The sequence below is a fragment of the Paenibacillus sp. TSM33 genome (assembly GCF_056099025.1).
In genome coordinates, this window is sequence record NZ_JBLZXB010000017.1 from 1 (window position 1) to 22195 (window position 22195).

The window sequence follows — 22195 nt, forward strand, 5'->3', positions numbered from 1 at the left end:
TCGTACTTTGCGCAGTCAAGGCGTGACGAAAGATCGTTTGGTGGGTCTGATGACTGAGCGCTCGGTGGACATGATCGTGGGCATCTTCGGGATTTTGAAGGCTGGGGGCGCCTATGTTCCTATCGATCCAACCTATCCGGAAGAGCGTATCCGCTACATGCTGGACGACTCGGGAGCGAAGCTGCTGTTGACACAAAGCCATCTGGTAAACAAAGTCGCGTTTGACGGTCACATGCTGGTGCTAGATGGTGAGCAAACGGTGTACCACGAGGATGGTTCCAATCTGGAGCTGGGGTCCGGCCCGAACGATTTGGCGTATGTGATTTATACGTCAGGTACAACCGGGCAGCCAAAGGGCGTCATGCTGGAGCACCACGGACTGTGCAATCTGAAAACGTATTTTGATCAGACGCTTCGAATCCGTACGTCGGATCATGCGCTACTGTTCGCCAGCTATTCGTTTGATGCAGCTTGCTGGGAAATCTTTCAAGCTTTGTTCTGCGGCGCCACGTTATATGTGCCAACGACAGAAACGATTTTGAACTATGAGCGGTTTGAGCAATATATGGCCGATCACCGGATTACGGTGGCCGCTTTGCCGCCGACTTATGCGGTGTATCTGAATCCCGGAAGGATGCCAAACCTGCGTATTCTGTTCACTGCGGGTTCAGCCGCTTCCACCGAGCTGGTATACAAGTGGAAGGATCAAGTGGCGTATTACAATGGCTTCGGTCCAACCGAAAACTCGGTGGCGACGTCCATCTGGCCGGTATCCGAGGATAAGCGGGCAGGCCAACTCATTTCCATTGGACGCCCTGTGCCGAATCATCGCGTATACATGGTAGATGTACACGGGCATTTGGCTCCGATAGGCGTAGCGGGTGAGCTGTGCGTGTCTGGTCCAGGTCTGGCACGTGGTTATCTGGATCGTCCAGAGCTGACGGCAGAGAAATTTGTAGCGAACCCGTTTGCGGCTGGTGAAACAGGCTATGAACGAATGTACCGTACAGGGGACTTGGCAAGATGGATGCCAGACGGCAATATCGAATATTTGGGCCGGATCGACCATCAGGTGAAAATCCGGGGCTACCGGATCGAGCTGGGCGAAGTCGAGGCACAAATATTGAAAGTGGAAGACGTGCAAGAGGTTATCGTGCTGGCCCAAGCGGACGAACAAGGGCAAAACCAACTGGTGGCGTACTTGGTTGCTGAAAGAGAAGTAAGCGCGGGTGAGCTGCGCAGCTTGCTGGGTGAAGAATTACCAAACTACATGGTGCCTTCGTACTTTATTCAGCTGGAACAAATGCCACTGACACCGAACGGTAAAATCGACCGCAAAGCCTTGCCAGCACCGGAAGGCAGCCTACAAAGCGGAGCGGATTATGTAGCGCCGCGCACCGAGCTGGAGCAGACGCTAGCTTCCATTTGGCAGGGGGTATTAGGAGCGAAGAGCGTCGGGATTTTGGATAATTTCTTTGATCTGGGCGGCGATTCGATCAAGGCAATCCAGGTGTCCTCCCGCTTGCTGCAAGCGGGCTACAAGCTGGAGATGAAGGATTTGTTCCAATATCCGTCCATTTCGCTGCTGAGCGGTCATGTACACAAGGTCAGCCGTACAGCCGATCAGGGCGTGGTTTCGGGCAGTGTTAAACTGACTCCGATTCAGCAATGGTTCTTTGGATTATCATCAGCAGAGCCGCATTATTTCAACCAATCGGTGATGCTGTATCGAGCAGAAGGCTTTGATCTAGACGCATTGCATCACACGGTGACCAAGCTGACGGAGCATCATGATGCGCTGCGTATGGTCTTCCGTCAGACCGAACAGGGCTATGAAGCGTGGAATCGCGGTGTGAACGAAGGCGAGCTGTACAGTCTGGACGTTGTGGATTTGACAGGCGTCGAAGATACGGCAGATGTGGCGGTGGCGATGGAAACAAAAGCCAATGCCATCCAAAGCTCCATTCGTCTGGACGAAGGACCGCTGGTGAAGCTGGGACTTTTCCGCTGCATAGATGGAGATCATCTCTTGATTGCCATTCACCATTTGGTTGTAGACGGCATTTCGTGGCGGATTGTGTTTGAGGATTTTGCCTCGGGTTATGAGCAGGCCATTCGGGGAGAAGCGATTCGCTTGCCATATAAAACGGATTCGTTCTCCACTTGGGCAGAACGTTTGTCTCAATATGCCAATAGTCCGGCCATCGATAATGAACGCGAATACTGGCAGCGTCTTGCCCAAGTGGAAGTCGGATCGCTACCTAAGGATCAAGAAAGAGCGGCAGGACAGCATTTTGTGGTCAGAGACAGTGAGACGGTAACCGTGGCGTGGAGCGAACAGGACACCCGGCTGCTGCTGCAGGAAGCACATCGTGCATACCACACCGAGGTCAATGATCTGCTGTTAACTGCACTCGGTACCGCATTGTACAACTGGAGCGGGCAGAAGCGTGTGCTGGTCAATCTGGAGGGCCATGGCCGGGAAGCCATTGTTCCCGATATCGACATCACACGTACCGTGGGCTGGTTTACGAGTCAGTATCCAGTACTGCTGGACGTGGATGGAAAGGCAGAAGTAGGGCAGCGCATCAAGCGGGTCAAAGAGGACCTGCGTCATGTGCCGCATAAGGGCATTGGCTACGGTATGTTGAAGTATATGTCTTCGGATGATGCCGATCTTTCCTGGAGCCTGCAGCCTGAGATCAGCTTTAACTATTTGGGACAATTTGATCAGGACTTGGAACATGGGGAGATCACGTTGTCTTCACATTCAGGTGGAGAGCCGTTGAGTGACCGCACCGTACTGGAGCAGCCGCTGAATGTGAACGGTATGATTACAGCAGGCGTGCTGACCTTGGAAATTCGCTATGACAGCCAAGTATATCATCAGCAAAATGTAGAAAATTTTGCACAGTTGCTACGGGAAAGCTTGCAGGAAGTAATCAAGCATTGTGCCTCCCAAGAGCGGAGTGAGCTAACCCCAAGCGATGTCTTGTTCAAGGGCTTGACACTGGAGCAGTTGGAGCAATTAACGGAGCAAACAGCTGCTGTGGGCGAACTGGAAAATGTGTATGCTCTCTCTCCGATGCAAAAGGGGATGCTGTTCCATAGCCTGATGGAGCCGGACTCAGGCGCATACTTCCAGCAAGCGTCATTTGATCAAAAAGGCAGCTTTGATGTTGCTATTTTCCGTAAGAGTCTGGATCTGTTGATACAGCGCCACGAAGCGCTGCGGACGAATTTCCATCAATTTGAGACAGGGAACGGTCAGGAGCCATTGCAAATGGTGTTCCGTCACAAAGCAAGCGACCTTTCCTACAAGGATATACGCAAAATGCCGAAGGCAGAGCAACAGGCATATATCCAGGCGTTTAAGCAGGAGGACCAAGCGAGAGGTTTTGATCTCGGTACGGATGCACTGATGCGCGTACAGGTACTGCAGACCGATGAAGAAACGTATCACTTGGTATGGAGCTTCCATCATATCGTGATGGACGGCTGGTGCTTGTCGCTCGTTACGGGCGAGGTGTTTGGTACGTACTTTGCGCTGCTGGAGCAGAAACAGCCAGAGCTTGCTCCGATCACACCGTATGGCCAATATATCGAATGGCTAGAGCGTCAGGATGAACGTGCGGCAAAAGAGTATTGGAGCAGTTATTTAGCTGGCTTTGAACAGCAGACGTTGTTACCTGGAGCGAATACTTCATCGAAAGACCAAGTGGCGGATAGCAGCGAAAGTGTTCTATCCACGACAGCAAGCGAAACCAGCGAATATGTTTCTGAAAAAATAACGGTAGAGCTGGATCCAACGTGGAGCCAGGCCATGTACCGGATTGCCAAGCAGCAGCAAGTCACGATTAATACGCTGATGCAGAGCGTGTGGGGCCTTATTTTGCAGCAATATAACAACAATGAGGATGTTGTGTTTGGCAGTGTCGTATCTGGACGTCCGACGGATATTGCAGGTGTAGAGCATATGATCGGTCTGTTCATTAATACGATTCCGGTTCGGATACAAAGTGAACGGAATGCCACGTTTGTGGATATTATGCGCAAAACGCAGGAGCAAGCGCTGGCTTCGGGAGTATATGACAGCTTCCCGCTATATGAAATCCAGGCGCTGACCGAGCAGAAGCAGAATTTAATCAATCATATTATGGTATTTGAGAACTATCCGGTCGAGGAGCAAGTCGAACAGCTGAGCGGAGTTCGTCCATCCGCGTTTGACATTACGAATGTAGAGGTTGTCGAGCAGACGAACTATGATCTGGACTTGATTGTGATGCCAGATGAAATCTTCCGCATAATGTTTAGGTACAACGCGAATGTATATGATCGGGCTACGATCGAGCGGATGCAGGGACATGTACTGCATGTCATCAAGCAAATCATTGACAATCCGCATATCCGTGTGAATGAGCTGGAACTAGTGACAGCGGAAGAGCAAGCGCAAATCGTGCAGGTGTGGGGCGATACGGCGGCAGCCTATCCGCAGGATCAGACGCTAAGCAGTCTGTTTGAGCAGCAGGCCAAAAACACACCGGAGCAAGTGGCGGTGTTGTGCGGAGCGGAGTCGTTGACCTACCGTGAGCTGAACGAGCGAGCGAACCGACTCGCACGCACCTTGCGTGCCGAAGGGGTTGAACCAGATCAGCCTGTGGGCATTCTGATCCACCGTTCACTGGACATGATCGTAGGCATCTACGCGATCCTGAAGGCCGGCGGAGCCTATGTGCCGATTGATCCGGAATATCCGGCCGATCGTATCCGCTTCATCCTGGAGGACTCGGAAGCGAAGCTGGTACTGACACAAGCGCATCTGGCGGAGCAAGCCTCGCTGAGTTTCGACGGTCAGGTGCTGGTGCTGGATCGTCAGGAGCAGGATGGCAAGGAGATTTATCACGAAGATGGATCAAATTTGGAGCCCCTGGCCGGGCCGCACCATGTCGCGTACGTCATCTACACCTCCGGTTCGACCGGAAAACCGAAGGGCGTCATGGTGGAGCATCATTCCGTGCTGAACCGGATTTTGTGGATGCATAATCGGTACGGCTTGAGTGCGGAAGATACGATCTTGCAAAAGACCGCCTTCACCTTCGATGTGTCGGTGTGGGAGCTGTTCTGGTGGTCGATAGTCGGCTCAAAGGTAAGCCTGTTGTCTGTAGGCGGGGAAAAGAACCCGGAAGACATCGTCGACACGATTGCCCGCGATGGCGTGAGCACGATGCACTTTGTACCAGCCATGCTGCATGCGTTCCTGGAGTATGTGGAACAGCAGCCACGGGAAGTGATGCAAGCGAAGCTGGGCACGCTGCGCCATGTCTTTGCCAGTGGTGAAGCGTTGCCGCCACAGCATGTGGCCCGGTTCCAGCGGCTCGTGTCGAGCCTGGCCGGAGCGAAGCTGGTCAATCTGTACGGACCGACCGAAGCGACGGTGGACGTATCGTATTTCGATTGCGAGCCGTCAGAGGAATATGCGGTGATCCCGATCGGGAAACCGATTCAAAACATTCGTCTGTACATCGTCAAGGAAGGCACGGAGCAATTGCAGCCGATTGGGGTGGCAGGGGAACTGTGCATCGGTGGTGTCGGCGTAGCCCGAGGCTATCTGAACCGTCCAGAACTGACGGCCGAGAAATTCGTAGTCGATCCGTTTTCGGGTGGTGAACTAGGATACGAACGGATGTATCACACCGGTGACTTGGCGAGATGGATGCCAGACGGCAACATTGAGTACTTAGGCCGGATCGACCATCAGGTGAAAATCCGGGGGTACCGGATTGAGCTGGGCGAGGTGGAAACGCAGCTACTCCAAGTGGAATCGGTACGAGAAGCGGTGGTCATGGCTCGTGCGGATGAAACGGGCCAAAAACAAATGGTCGCCTACTATGTCGCGGGGCAAGAGCTAGGAGCCAGCGAGCTGAGAAGTGAGCTGGGCCGAGAGCTGCCAAGCTACATGGTGCCATCGTACTTTGTACAGCTGGAGCAAATGCCGCTGAGTCCCAATGGCAAAATTGACCGTAAGGCCCTGCCAGCACCGGAAGGCAGCCTGCAAAGCGGAGCCGACTATGTTGCGCCGCGGACGTGGGTGGAGGTGAAGCTGGCGCAAATCTGGCAGGATGTGCTAGGTCTAGCACAGGTCGGCGTGAAGGAAAACTTCTTCGAGATTGGCGGACATTCGTTGCGGGCGACGACACTAGCTTCGAAGATTCACCAAGAGCTGAACAAGCCACTTCCTCTGCGCAGTATTTTTGAAGCTCCAACCATAGAAGGGATGGCAGCTGTGCTGGAAAGTATGGATCAGGTGGCGTATGCGTCCATTCCAGTAACGGAAGAGCGTAGCTTCTATCCTCTGTCCTCGGCACAAAAACGACTGTATGTGCTGCATCAGTTCGATCCGCAGGATGTGAATTACAACATGCCGGCGGTGCTGCAAGTGAGCGGTCCACTGGATGTGAAACGAGTAGAGGACGTGTTCTGTCAACTGATTGCCCGCCATGCGACCTTGCGTACCCGCTTTGAGCTAATCGACAGCGAGCCAATGCAATGGATTGAGGACGCTGTGCTGTTCGAGGTGGAATATACGAAGATACAGGCAGCGGGTGCGACTGTGGACACAGATCAGGACACAACTACAGATACGTACACAAGAGTCAACATAGAAGCACAAGAGCTGGTGCGGCGCTTTGTCCGTCCGTTTGATCTCAAAGCTGCACCGCTGCTGCGGGTAGGCTTGGTGGATCTGGGCGTTCAGGGAGTAGAGCAGGAAGCCCAACATCTGCTTATGCTTGATATGCACCATATCGTCTCGGATGGTGTGTCCATGGAGGTCCTGACCGATGAGTTTGTCCGTTTGTATGGCGGTGAAGAGCTAGCGCCATTGCGGATTCAGTACAAAGATTATGCCGTATGGCAGCAAAGCGAAGCCCAGCAGGAATGGATGCAGCGTCAGGAAACGTATTGGCTTGACACCTTCCAAGGTGAACTACCTGTACTGGATCTGTCTACTGACTTTGTCCGCCCAGCGGTGCAGAGTACAGCAGGGGATACGATCGAATTTGTGCTGGAGTGTGAGGTTAGTGAACGTCTGAAAGAACTAGCGGCGCAAACCGGCGCTACCCTGTATATGGTGTTGCTGGCGGCGTACACTACGCTCCTACACAAATACACAGGCCAAGAGGACATCGTCGTTGGCACGCCGATTGCCGGACGACCGCATGCGGAGTTCAGTAATCTGGTGGGTGTGTTCATTAACACGCTGGCGATGCGCAATCATCCGTCCAGCGGCAAGTCGTTCCTGGATTATCTGCAGGAGGTCAAAGAGCATGCGCTCCGTGCGTATGAGCATCAGGACTATCCGTTTGAAGAACTGGTTGAAAAACTGAATGTAACGCGGGATACGAGCCGGAATGCGCTGTTTGACACGATGTTTGAGTTGAAAACATGGGAGCAGCAAGAATTCGAGCTGGAAGGTCTGTCCTTGAGCTCCTATCCACTGGACAATCATACGGCCAAGTTTGATCTGAGCTTGGAGGCCATAGAGCAACCCGAAGGCATTCTGTGCCGTCTGGAATACAGCACGGCGCTGTATAAACCGGAGACCATGACGCGATTGGCACAGCATTTTGCGGAAATCGTTCGAGCGATTGCCTATCATCCGCAGCAGCCACTGGCAGTTTTGAATATGGTAACCGCCGAGGAAAAGGAGCAACTCCTCTACGGTTTTGGAGATGTAGGCGTAACGGATGTTGCTGCGGTTGAAGCAGGAGCCCTGTTCCATACCTATGTGGAAGAACAGGCACAGCTTGTACCAGATCACGTGGCAGTTGTGTACGAGGGGCAACAGCTTACGTACCGGAAACTGAACGAGCGTGCGAACCAATTGGCGCGTAGATTGCGAAATGAAGGTATCGGACGCGAATCGATTGTCGGCATTTTGAGTGAGCGCTCGGTAGACATGTTGGTCGGCGTATTGGCGGTATGGAAGGCTGGAGGCGCCTATGTGCCGCTGGATGCAGACTATCCGTCCGAACGCATTCGTTTCATGCTGGAGGACAGTGGTGCGACGGTACTGTTGACCCAGACGGGATTGCAGGAACGCGCACAAGCATGGCTGAATGAAAGCCAATGGACTTTGGGCGATGAAAAAGCTAAGGGTGAGCTGGAGACGGCGGTTAGCGTTGAAACGATGGAAAGAGACAACCTTAATGAAGGTTTGAGCTTGAAATCAGATTCGGTGTCTGACCGCGAAGCAGTATCTGAATCGGCAACAAAGCTGCGTCTACGTACTGTATTAATGCTGGACGATGAGTCACTGTACACCGGAGATGACACAGATATCGAGCCGATCAATGAACCGCACGATCTGGCGTATGTGATCTACACGTCTGGGACAACCGGGCGTCCAAAAGGTGTCATGATCGAGCATCGCAGCTTGGTGAATACGGCTGCAGCGTATCGCCGAGATTATCGCCTGAACCAGTTCCCGGTACGACTGCTGCAATTGGCCAGCTTCTCCTTCGACGTGTTCGTCGGCGATATTGCGCGGACGCTTTATAATGGTGGAACGATGGTCATCTGTCCGAAAGACGATCGGATTGATTTTAGCCGTCTCCACGGATGGATTCGTGATTATCAAATTACGGTGTTCGAATCGACACCGGCCCTGATCGTACCGTTTATGCAGCATGTGCATGAACGAGGACTGGACATGAGCAGTCTGGAACTACTGATCACGAGCTCGGATAGTTGCAGCGTGACGGACTACCGGGTGCTGCAAGAACGGTTTGGTGCAGATATTCGCATCATTAATAGTTATGGCGTCACGGAAGCGGCGATTGACTCCAGCTTCTATGACGAAGAGTTGTCGAAGCTGCCAAGCAGCGGTAATGTGCCCATTGGGCAGGCGTGGCTGAACGCACGCTTCTACATCGTAGACAGCCAGCTGAATCCGGTGCCGATTGGTGTACTGGGCGAGCTATGCATTGGCGGAGCCGGGGTCGCACGGGGGTACCTGAACCGTGTGGACCTGACGGATGAGAAATTCGTGGCGAACCCGTACGTACCGGGTGAACGACTGTATCGCACCGGCGATTTGGCGCGGTGGATGCCAGACGGCCATGTAGACTTTATCGGCCGGATGGATGATCAGGTCAAAATCCGGGGCTTCCGGATTGAACTGGGCGAGGTGGAAGCCCAGCTGCTGACTGTGGCTGGCATTGAGAAAGCGATCGTCACCGCCTGGGAAAATGAAGACGGAGACAAGGATCTGTGCGCGTATGTTGTAGCCTCGGAGGCACTGAATTTGCCAGAGCTACACAGCACACTCCAGCCCGAATTGCCGGGCTATATGATCCCGACGTATGTCGTACAGCTGGATCAATTCCCGCTGACACCAAACGGAAAAATTGATCGCAAAGCGTTGCCCGCGCCAGAAGCACGCCTCGAAGGAGGCACGGAGTACGTGGCGCCGCGCACACCGCTGGAAGAGCAGCTGGTCCGTATTTGGCAAAGCGTTTTAAATCATCAGCAAATAGGCATCCAGGATAACTTCTTTGAAGTGGGAGGACATTCGCTGCGCGCTACCACCCTGATGGCGAAAATCCATCAGGAGCTGAATCACAAGCTGGCCTTGCGAGATATTTTCCAATATCCGACGATTGAACAATTGGTACAGGTAATGGATAAAGATCAGACCCAGCAAACGTATGTATCTATCCCTGTGGCAGAGGAACGCGAATATTACCCCGTTTCCTCGGCGCAAAAGCGGATGTACGTTTTGAGTCACCTGGAAGGAGGAGAGGTTAGCTACAACATGCCAGGAGCGTTGATTATCGAAGGCTTCTTGGATAAAAAACGACTGGAACAAGCCTTCCGCCAGCTGATTGCCCGTCATGAAGCCTTGCGGACCCGATTCGAGATGGTGGATGGTGAGGTGATTCAGCGGATTGAATCCAGCGCCCCATTCAGCGTGGAGCATGTACAAGCAAGCGAAGAGGAGACAGCGCAGTACGCACAGGACTTTGTACGTGCTTTTGATCTCGCACAAGCCCCATTGTTGCGGGTTCAGTTGATCGAAAACGGACCGGGGCGTCACGTCATGCTCTATGATATGCACCATATTATTTCGGATGGCGTGACGGAAGGCATTATCGTGCAGGAGTTCTCTCAATTGTATGAAGGCAAGGAACTGCCGCCACTTCGGATACAGTACAAGGACTATGCCGTTTGGCAGCATGCAGACATGCAAAGTGCACGCCTTCGTGAGCAAGAAAGCTATTGGCTGAACACCATGTCTGGTGAAATCCCGGCGCTGGATATGCCGACGGATTTTACAAGACCCGCTGTACAGCGTCTAGAAGGAACTCGATTTGAGTTTGCGATCCGCATGGAGGACAGTGAGCAGTTGAAACAGCTGGCCGCGCAAACCGGCTCCACCTTGTACATGGTGTTGCTGGCCGCGTATAGCACGCTTTTGCATAAATACACGGGTCAAGAGGACATCATCGTCGGCACGCCGATTGCCGGAAGACCACATGCGGAACTGGGCAGCCTGGTAGGCGTATTCCTCAACACGCTGGCGATCCGCAATTATCCGTCTGGCGACAAAACGTTCCTGGACTATCTGCAAGAGGTCAAAGAGCATGCGCTCCGTGCGTATGAGCACCAGGAATATCCGTTTGAAGAGCTGGTTGAAAAGCTGAATTTAACACGGGATACGAGCCGAAATGCGCTGTTTGACACCATGTTTGAGTTGAAAACATTTGAACAGCAGGAGTTCGAACTGGAAGGTCTGACCTTCAAGCCGTATCCGACGGATAATCCTACGTCCAAATTCGATCTGACCTTGGATGCCGTAGAGCAGCCCGAAGGCATTCTGTGCAGTTTGGAATACAGCACGGCGCTGTATAAACCGGAGACGATCGCGCGCTTGGCGCAGCATTTTACCGAACTTGTACGTGCCATTACACTGCATCCGCAGCAGCCGCTGGCAGCTTTGGATATGGTAACCGTCGAGGAGAAGGCACAAATCCTCTATGGTTTTGGAGATATAGGCGTATCGGATGTTGCTGCTGTTGAAGAAGGAGCCCTGTTCCATGCCTTTGTAGAAGAACAGGCGCAGCGTGTACCGGATCACGTGGCGGTAGTGTACGAGGAGCAACAGCTTACGTACCGCACACTGAATGAACGTGCGAACCAATTGGCGCGTAGATTGCGAAAAGAAGGCATTGGACGCGAATCGATTGTCGGCATTTTGAGTGAACGCTCGGTGGACATGCTGGTCGGCGTATTGGCGGTATGGAAGGCTGGAGGCGCCTATGTGCCGCTGGATGCAGACTATCCATCCGAACGGATTCGTTTCATGCTGGAGGATAGCGGTGCGACGGTACTGTTAACTCAGACGGAATTGCATGAGCGCGCACAAGCTTGGCTGAATGAAAGCCAATGGGCTTTGGGCGAAGGAAAGAGCGAGGGTGTGCTGGAGACGGCGGTTAGCGCTGAAACGATGGAAAGAGACAGCCTCAATGAGGGTGTAAGCTTGAAATCAGATTCGAAGTCTGGCCGCGAAGCAGCATCCGAGCCAGCAACAGGGCTGCGTCTGCACACCGTACTGGAGCTGGACGATGAGTCACTATATACCGGAGATACGACAGACGTCGATCACATCAACGAACCGCACGATCTGGCGTATGTGATCTACACGTCCGGGACAACCGGACGTCCGAAGGGCGTCATGATCGAGCATCGCAGCTTGGTGAATACAGCCGCGGCGTATCGCCGGGATTACCGTCTGAACCAGTTCCCGGTCCGATTGCTGCAACTGGCCAGCTTCTCCTTTGACGTGTTCGTAGGCGATATTGCACGGACTCTCTATAATGGTGGCACGATGGTCATCTGTCCGAAAGATGACCGTATTGATCCAAGCCGATTGTATGGCTGGATTCGTGATTATCAGATTACCGTGTTCGAATCGACGCCGGCTCTGATCGTACCGTTTATGCAGCATGTATATGAACACGGACTGGACATGAGTAGTCTGGAGCTGCTGATCACGAGCTCAGATAGCTGCAGCGTCACAGACTACCGGGTGCTTCAAGAACGGTTTGGCGCAGATATCCGCATCATGAACAGCTACGGCGTCACGGAAGCAGCGATTGACTCCAGCTTCTATGACGAAGAACTGTCGAAGCTGCCAAGCAGCGGCCATGTGCCGATTGGTCAGGCGTGGCTGAACGCCCGCTTCTACATTGTGGATAGCCAGCTGAATCCGGTACCGATCGGTGTGCTGGGTGAGCTGTGTATCGGCGGCATCGGGGTGGCACGAGGGTACCTGAACCGTGCGGACTTGACCGCTGAAAAATTCGTAGCGAACCCGTACGTACCAGGTGAACGACTGTACCGCACCGGCGACTTGGCGCGGTGGATGCCAGACGGCAACGTGGATTTTATTGGCCGGATGGACTACCAAGTCAAAATCCGCGGCTACCGGATCGAGCTGGGCGAGATTGAAACGGCGATCCAGCAGGTGCCGGGTGTGCGTCAAGCCGTAGTCATCGACCGGACGGATGAGCGTGGACATAAGTATTTGTGTGGGTACATCACGGGAGAAGCCGAGCTGCGGATTGAGGAGGTACAGGCCGCACTGGAAGCCGGACTGCCAGCATACATGGTGCCAGCACGGCTGATGCGACTGGAGACGATCCCGCTGACCAGCAACGGCAAAATCGACCGCAAGGCCTTGCCGGATCCGGAAGGCAGCATTTATACCGGAGTCGCCTATGTGGCCCCGCGTACGAAGGTGGAGCAAGTACTGGCTACGGTATGGGCCGGAGTGCTCGGCGTAGAAGCCGTAGGCACGCAGGATAACTTCTTCGAGCTGGGCGGGGATTCGATCAAAGCGCTGCAAGTATCCTCCCGCTTGCTGCAAGCAGGGTATCGACTGGATATGAAAGACCTGTTCAGCCATCCAACGGTGTCTGCATTGGCGCTGAAAGTCCAATCGGTTACCCGATTGGCGGATCAAAGCGAAGTGGTAGGCGCGGTGAAGCTGACACCCGTTCAACACTGGTTCTTGGAGCAGAACCTGACGGATGCTCATCATCATAACCAGTCCATCATGCTGCATAGCAAGGACGGTTTTGATGAAGTGGCACTGCGTACAGCGATGGACCACATCGTCAGCCATCACGATGCGCTGCGGATCGTTTTCCGTCCTACGGAGCACGGATATGAGGCCTGGAACCGCGCCATTGGCGAGGGTGAGCTGTATACGCTGGAATGTATGGACTTCAGCCATGAGACGGAAGTGTCTGCGGCGATTGAGGCCAAAGCGAACGAAATTCAGGCGGGCATCCATTTAAGCGAAGGACCGCTGGTGAAGCTGGGGCTGTTCCATTGCCCAGATGGAGATCATTTGCTGATGGCTATTCATCACTTAGTGGTGGATACCGTATCCTGGCGCATTTTGTTCGAGGATCTTACGACAGCCTATGAACAGGCATTGCACGGACAAGCCGCTCGTCTTCCGCACAAAACGGATTCGTTCCGCACCTGGGCTGAGGACCAGTCTCACTATGCGAATGGTCCAGAAATGGCAGCAGAACTTGCATTTTGGCAAGAAGTGGAACAGGGAACGTATGAGCCGCTTCCAAAAGACGAATTACCTGCTCATTCCTTGAATAAAGACAGCGAGCTCATGACGATCACGTGGACGGCTCAGGAAACGGAGCAGTTGTTAAAACAGGCGCATCGTGCCTACAACACGGATATGAATGATTTGCTGCTGACCGCACTCGGCATGGCTATTCATCGCTGGGCGGGGATTGAACAAGTGCTCGTCAACCTGGAAGGTCATGGACGGGAATCCATTTTGCCAGAGCTGGATATTACGCGCACCGTGGGCTGGTTTACGACCCAATTCCCGGTTGTGCTGGATATGAGCGCGGGGCAAGACCTTTCACAGCGCATCAAACAGGTGAAAGAAGGGCTGCACCGTATTCCGCAAAAGGGTATTGGCTACGGGATGCTGAGATACCTGTCTGCAGCATGTGAGCAAGAGCGTTTTGTAACTGAACCTGAAATCAGCTTTAACTATTTGGGACAATTTGACCAGGATATGCAAAATCCATCCATTGGCGTGTCTCCTTACGCTAGCGGTACCGAGCTGAGCCCACATGCAGCCCGAACGCATACGCTGGATCTGAACGGACTGATTTCGGAAGGTCAATTACAATTGACGATCAGCTACAGCCATCAGGAATATCGCAGTGAAACGATGGAGCAGCTAGCTGAAGCGCTCAGAACCAGCTTGCAGGACATCATCGCGCATTGCGCGGGTCGCAAACAGCAGGAGCTGACGCCAAGCGATGTGATGCTTAAACATGTAACCCTGGCCGAGCTGGATCAGTTAGTAGAGCGGACTCGTGACATCGGGGAACTGGAAAATGTATATGCCTTGACACCGATGCAAAAAGGGATGTTGTTCCATAGCCTGATGGATGCAGCGTCAGGGGCTTATTTTGAACAGACGACCTTTGATTTGCGCGGTCGCTTCCAAGCGGATATTTTCCAAGATAGCTTGAATCATTTGGCACAGCGGCATGAGATCTTTAGAGCTAACTTCATTAGCGGCTGGCAGGATGAGCCTGTGCAGGTGATTTTCCGCCGTAAGGAAGTTGGTTTCAGCTATGAAGATTTGCGTCATTTGGATGATCAGGAGCGTGACGCGTATGTGCAGGAATTTATTCGCAAAGACAAGGCAGCCGGATTCGATTTGTCCCGGGATGCGTTGATGCGCGTGGCGATTTTACGGACAGGTGATGAGGATTATTATTTTGTGTGGAGCTCTCATCACATCCTAATGGACGGCTGGTGTGTGGCGTTGGTAACGGATGAGGTGTTTGAGGCTTATTTTGCAGCTGTAGAACATAGAGAACCAAAGCTCGCCCCGGTGACTCCATACAGTCAGTATATTGAGTGGCTGGAAGCCCAGGATGTAGAAGCAGCAGCTTCATACTGGAAAGAATATTTGCTGGGCTATGATCAACAAACGTCGATTCCAACCGGAAAAGTCGGCGCGAAAGCGGACGGTGCACAATTTGAGCATGTGTTGTGCGATCTAGGTAAGGATTTGACAGGGCGTATGGAAATGGTAGCTAAGCAGTACCACGTGACCCCGAATACATTACTGCAAACAGCCTGGGGCTTACTGCTTCAAAAGTACAACGGTAGTGATGATGCCATATTTGGCGGTGTCGTGTCGGGTCGTCCGGCTGATATTCCGGGGATCGAAAATATGGTGGGCTTGTTCATTAACACCATTCCCGTACGTATCCGCAGTGGAGCTGAGGACACCTTTGCCGACCTGATTAGAACGAATCAGCAGCAGGCGCTGGCTTCTCAAGATTATGAAACGTATCCGCTGTATGAAATTCAAGCCTTAACCGAGCAAAAGCAAGAGCTGATCAACCACATTATCGTGTTTGAAAACTATCCGGTGGAGGAGCAGGTCGAGCAGCTTGGCGAAGGTGCAGCGTCGGATTTTGTAATCAGCAATGCAGGCATGATTGAACAAACGAACTATGATTTCAATCTGGTCGTCATGCCGCAGGAAGCGATGAAAATCCGATTCGAATATAATACAAAATTATTTGATCGGGAAGCCGTGGAACGGACTCAAGGGCATTTGATACAGCTGTTGGAGCAGGTGGTCGCGAAGCCGAACATTCGGGTGCAGGAGCTGGATATGCTAAGCGAGCAGGAACGCGAGCAAATTCTCAGCGTATGGGGAGATACAGCCGCCGAGTATCCAAGCGAGCAAACGATCCATGGTCTGTTTGAGACACAGACGGCGCAGACACCGGATCAGCCAGCGTTGTACTTCGAAGGAGAGCAGTTGACTTATCGCGAGCTGAATGAACGTGCGAATCGTCTGGCTCGTACCTTGCGGAGTCAAGGTGTGACGAAAGATCGTTTAGTGGGTCTGATGACCGAGCGCTCGATAGACTTGATCGTGGGTATCTTAGGGATTTTGAAAGCCGGGGGTGCATATGTACCTATCGATCCAACCTATCCGGAAGAGCGTATCCGCTACATGCTGGACGATTCGGGAGCGAAGCTATTGTTAACTCAAGGTCATCTGGTAGACAAAGTAGCTTTCGACGGTCACGTGCTGGTGCTGAATGGGACACAGAATGTGTATCACGGGGATGGTTCCAATCTGGAGCCGTTGTCCGGCCCGAACGATCTAGCGTATGTGATTTATACGTCGGGTACGACGGGGCAGCCGAAGGGTGTTATGGTAGAGCATCGCAATGTCGTACGTTTGGTGAAAAATACAAACTACGCGCAGTTGAATGCTGACACGCGTATTTTGCAGACAGGGGCTATTGTTTTCGACGCATCCACCTTCGAAATTTGGGGGGCGATATTAAACGGTGGACGGCTTGTGCTAGTGAGTCAGGATATCATTTTGGACGTGCTCAAGCTTAAGGAAGCAGTCCGCAGTCACGGTATTACCACGATGTTTCTGACCACACCGCTCTTTAACCAGTTGTCTCAGCAGGATTTGGCGCTGTTCGAGGGGATACGAGAGCTGCTGGTTGGTGGTGATGTGATGTCCGTACCACATATGAACCGGGTGCTTGAGGCCCATCCGTCCCTGCGAATCAGTAACATCTATGGCCCGACTGAAAATACGACTTTTTCCACAGTGCATGCGATCATCGGTGTGCAATCGGAATCGGTGCCAATTGGTAGACCAATCCATAATTCAACAGCGTACGTCGTGGACCGTTCAATGCGGCTTCAGCCCATCGGGGTATGGGGTGAACTGCTGGTAGGCGGTGACGGGGTGGCACGTGGATACCGCAACCGTCCGGACCTGACATCCGAAAAGTTCATTGATAGCCCGTTCCGCAGCGGAGAACGCTGCTATCGCACAGGCGACATGGTACGCTTAAATGTGGACGGTACGCTTGAATATAAGGGACGGTTCGATGCGCAGGTGAAAATTCGGGGCTATCGGATCGAACTGGGCGAGGTAGAAACGCAGCTGTTGAAGCTGGAGGCAGTACGAGAAGCTGTGGTCATCGCACGGGAAGATGAGCAAGGGCAGAAGCAGCTCTGCGCTTATGTGGTCGCCGATGAGGAAGTTGTCGCAAGTGAGCTACGCAGCGATTTGAGCCAGAAGCTGCCGGGTTACATGATCCCTTCCTATCTGGTACAGCTGGAACAAATGCCGCTGACACCGAACGGTAAAATCGACCGCAAGGCTCTACCAGCACCAGAAGACAGCCTGCAAACCGGAGCCGACTATGTCGCACCGCGGACGTGGGTGGAAGTGAAGCTGGCGCAAATTTGGCAGGATGTACTGAGCCTGACGCAGGTCGGCGTAAAGGAAAACTTCTTTGAGATTGGTGGACACTCCCTGCGGGCGACGACGCTCGCCTCGAGGATTCACAAGGAGCTGAACAAGCCGCTTCCCCTGCGCAGCATTTTTGAAGCTCCAACGATTGAGCATCTGGCAGTCGTATTGGAACAGCTGGATCAAGTGACGTATGCGTCTATTCCGGTCACGGAAGAGCGCAGCTTCTATCCCCTGTCCTCGGCGCAAAAACGACTGTATGTGTTGCATCAGTTTGATCCGCATGATGTGAACTACAACATGCCGTCGGTGCTGCAAGTGAGCGGTCCGCTGGACGTGCAGCGAGTGGAACATGTATTCCGTCAACTGATCGCCCGTCATGCGTCCTTGCGTACCCGCTTTGAGCTGGTGGACAGTGAGCCGATGCAATGGATTGAAGACACGGTGCCGTTCGAGGTGGAATTTACGAAGGTACAAGCTGAGGGTGCGACTACGGATACAGACACAAGGGTCGGCAAGGAAGTGCATGAGCTGGTGAATCGCTTTGTCCGTCCGTTTGATCTCAAAGCTGCGCCGCTGCTGCGAGTAGGCTTGGTGGATCTGGGCGTCCAGGGAGTAGAGCAGGAATCTCAACATCTGCTTATGCTCGATATGCACCACATCGTCTCGGATGGTGTGTCGATGGGGGTACTGACTGAAGAATTTGTCCGCCTGTACGACGGTGGAGAGCTGCCGCCACTGCGGATACAGTACAAGGATTATGCCGTATGGCAGCAAAGCGAAGCCCATCAGGAATGGATGCAGCGTCAGGAAGCGTACTGGCTGAACACCTTCCGAGGGGAACTGCCTGTACTGGATTTACCGACAGACTTTGCCCGTCCGGCGGTGCGAAGTACGGCAGGCGATACCGTGGTGTTTGGGCTGGAACGCGAAACGAGCGAACGCCTGAAGGAACTGGCGGCGCACACAGGCTCTACCCTGTATATGGTGCTGCTGGCGGCGTATACCGCACTCTTGCACCAATACAGCGGTCAAGAGGACATCGTTGTCGGCACGCCGATTGCCGGACGACCGCATGCGGACCTGGAGCCGATTCTCGGCATGTTCGTAGGTACGTTGGCATTGCGAAACTATCCGACAGCGGAACATACCTTCCGCAGCTACGTGGAAGAAGTGAAGGTTCAGGCCCTGCAAGCCTACGAACATCAGGACTATCCATTTGAGGAATTGGTGGAAAAGCTGAATGTGAAGCGGGATATGAGTCGCCATCCGCTGTTCGATACGATGTTTACCCTGCAAACGACCGAGGAAGGCGAACTGCAACTGGCAGACCTGAGCTTCCGTCCATATGGCTTGGAGCAAACACCAGCGAAGTTTGACTTGACGCTGGAAGCCAGAGAGGAAGAGATAGGCATCCAGTTTGGATTGCAGTATGCAACCGCGTTGTATCAACGGGAAACCGTTGAACGGATGACACGTCACTTTATTCGCTTGGCTGAAGCCGTGGCGGCAAACCCGGATGCGAAGCTGGGTGAGCTGGAGCTGATTACGACCGAAGAAACCGAACAGATTCTGAAGGTGTTCAATGATCCGAACGCGCACAGTGTGCGTGGAACACTGCAAGGTCTGTCGCTCAGCGAGCGTTTTGAAGAGCAAGCGGAGCATTGCCCTGAGCGGATAGCCGTTGTATCTGGGAACATGACGCTAACCTACGCTGAGCTGAATGAGCAGGCGAACCAGTTGGCCCGGGTGTTACGGGCGAAAGGTGTTGGAGCAGATCAACCGGTAGGCGTACTGCTGGAACGTTCTGCGGATCTTCTGGTGAGCATTCTCGGGGTACTGAAGGCCGGAGGCGCGTATGTGCCAATGGATACGATGTATCCACAGGAGCGTATTGACTATATGCTTCAAGACAGTGGGGCGAAGGTTGTGATCACCAGCAGAGCCGCCAACCTTTCGCTGAGCTTGCCATCCACAGTACAAGCTATCGTTCTTGACGATGAGGACGTTCAAGCTCAATGGGGAGCACAGGATGCGAGCAACCTGATCCCTGTCGCCGGCCTGCATAACCTGGCCTATATGATCTACACGTCAGGTACAACCGGTCAGCCGAAAGGGGTTATGATAGAGCAGGGCAGTGTCAGCAATCTGGTAGATGCGCTGTATGAACGAGTATACAGCCGGTATGATCAGCCGCTTCACATCGCATGGCTGTCGGCCTTTGTATTTGACGCGTCGGTGAAACAAATCTTTGCCAGCTTGCTGTTAGGCCACACTTTGCATGTGGTATCCCGTGACGTCAGCCTGAGCGGAGAGCATTTGATCGCCTACTACCGAACGCACCGAATTGATCTGTCGGACGGCACACCAGCGCATCTGCATATTTTGAACGAAAACGTCAGCGTGACAGAAGCGCCGGATGTGAAGCATTACCTGATCGGGGGCGAAGCCTTATCCGTGCAGCTGGTCCATGTGTTCCTACACAAATGGGCCGGGTATCGTCCGGTCATTACGAACGTGTATGGTCCGACCGAAGCGACCGTAGATGCGACCGCCTATACGATTGAAGATGTAGAGTCGCTGAATGTACTGCTGGAAAAAGGGGAGCACACGGTATCCATCGGAACGCCGATAGCGAACCAGGCTGTGTACATCCTGAACTACCAGCAACAGCTGGTGCCGATCGGTATCGCAGGTGAGCTCTATATCGGAGGTGCAGGTATCGCACGAGGATACCTCAACCTACCGGAACTGACGGCTGAGAAGTTTGTTCCGAATCCGTTCGCTGATGCGGTGGCAGCCGATCAAGCGGACAGCACTCACGCAAACCGGATGTACCGAACGGGCGACCTGGCACGATGGCTGCCGGACGGCAGTATCGAGTATTTGGGCCGGATCGACCATCAAGTCAAAATCCGCGGCTACCGGATCGAGCTGGGCGAGGTGGAAGCACAGCTGCTGACCGTGGACGGTATCCAAAAAGCCGTGGTCACGGCATGGGAAAACGAGGACGGACACAAGGATCTATGTGCCTATATCGTAGCTACAGAGTCGCTGAGTCTGCCGGAACTGCGGAATGCGCTGCAGCCGAAGCTGCCGGATTATATGATCCCGACATATGTGGTACAGCTGGATCGTTTCCCGCTGACACCCAACGGGAAAATCGACCGGAAGGCGTTGCCAGCACCGGAAGCACGCCTTGAAGGAGGTCTGGAGTACGTTGCGCCGCGGACGCCGCTGGAAGCCAAGCTAGCTCAAATCTGGCAGGATGTCTTGAAACTGTCCAGCGTCGGCGTCACCGACTCATTCTTCGATGTGGGTGGACACTCCCTGCGGGCCACGACGCTGGTGGCCAAAATCCATCAGGAACTGGGCAGCCGAATGACACTGCGTGAGGTGTTCCAACACTTTACGATTGAGCAGCAAGCCCAGCTCATCGCAACGCATGGTACAGACACCTATACGATGATCCCTGCAGCCGCGAAACAGTCTTATTATCCGGTCTCCTCGGCTCAAAAACGACTGTACATTTTGAGCCATCTGGAAGGTGGAGATGTCAGCTACAATATGCCGGGTGTATTAGTAGTGGAGGGGCCGCTTCAGGCAGACCGACTGGAGGAGGCGTTCCGTCAGCTAGTGGCCCGCCATGAAACGCTGCGGACTTCCTTTGAAATGGTGGACGGCGAGGTCGTGCAGCGGATTTACGATCAAGTTGAATTTGCGGTAGAGCGCCTGCAGGCCCATGAGTCTGGAGCCGAAGCGTATATCGAGTCCTTTGTACGCAGCTTCGATCTCCAGCAGGCACCGCTGCTGCGTGTCCGTCTCGTTCAAACCGGACCCGAGCGTCACCTCCTGATGTACGACATGCACCATATTATTTCAGACGGTGTATCGTCTAACAATATCGTGCAGGAGCTGGGACAACTGTACGAGGGACAGGCTCTAGAACCGTTGTCAATTCAGTACAAGGATTATGCGGTGTGGCAGCAGCAGGAAACGCAGCGGGAGTCCTACCAGCGCCGAGAACAGTTCTGGCTGGAGCATTTAGCCGGGGAATTGCCGGTCCTGGATCTGCCGATCGCTTATCCTAGACCTGCTGTGCGCAGCTTTGAGGGAGCCATGTATGAATTTACCGTGGATCCGAATGTATCTGGACAACTGCGCCGGATAGCGGCACAGACCGGAAGCACATTGTACATGGTGCTACTGAGTGCCTACACCGTCCTGCTGTCCAAATACAGCGGTCAGGATGATTTGATCATCGGTACGCCGGTAGCAGGCCGCTTGTTGCCTGAACTGGAGCCACTGATCGGCATGTTCGTTAATACGCTAGCCATTCGGCATCAGCCGCAGGGCAACCAAACGTTCCACAACTACTTGCTGGAAGCCCGAGATCGTACGCTGCAAGCCTTCGAACATCAGGATTATCCGCTTGAAGAGCTGGTGGAAAAGCTGGATGTAGCACGGGATGCAAGCCGTAATCCGTTGTTTGACACTGTGTTTGTACTGGAAAATACGGAGTCACAGGAAGCGAAACTTGATACACTATCCTTTAGTCCGTATGTTAAGGAACACAGGACCTCCAAATTCGATTTGACCTTGTCCATGAGTGATGAAGACGGGCAGATCAAGGGTTCCTTTGAATATTGCACGAAGCTGTTTGGCGCAGATGCTATTGAACGATTAATCGGAGATTTGATAGCGATCCTGTCCCAGGTTGGAGCCAATCCAGATTTGCTATTAAGCGATATTCAGGTGAACTCGGACGAGCAAGCGGAAGGCTTCTCGCCAGATTCCATCGACTTTGTGTTCTAAATCAGTTTTCATTTT

Annotated in this window: 1 protein-coding gene; it reads left to right on the forward strand. The window is 53.3% G+C overall.

Going from position 1 to position 22195, the window contains the following annotated elements:
• A partial coding sequence (locus tag ACN6NF_RS12025) for a non-ribosomal peptide synthase/polyketide synthase (protein WP_474317918.1) occupies positions 1–22180 on the forward strand: 22180 nt, incomplete at its 5' end.
• Positions 22181–22195 lie beyond the last annotated feature (15 nt).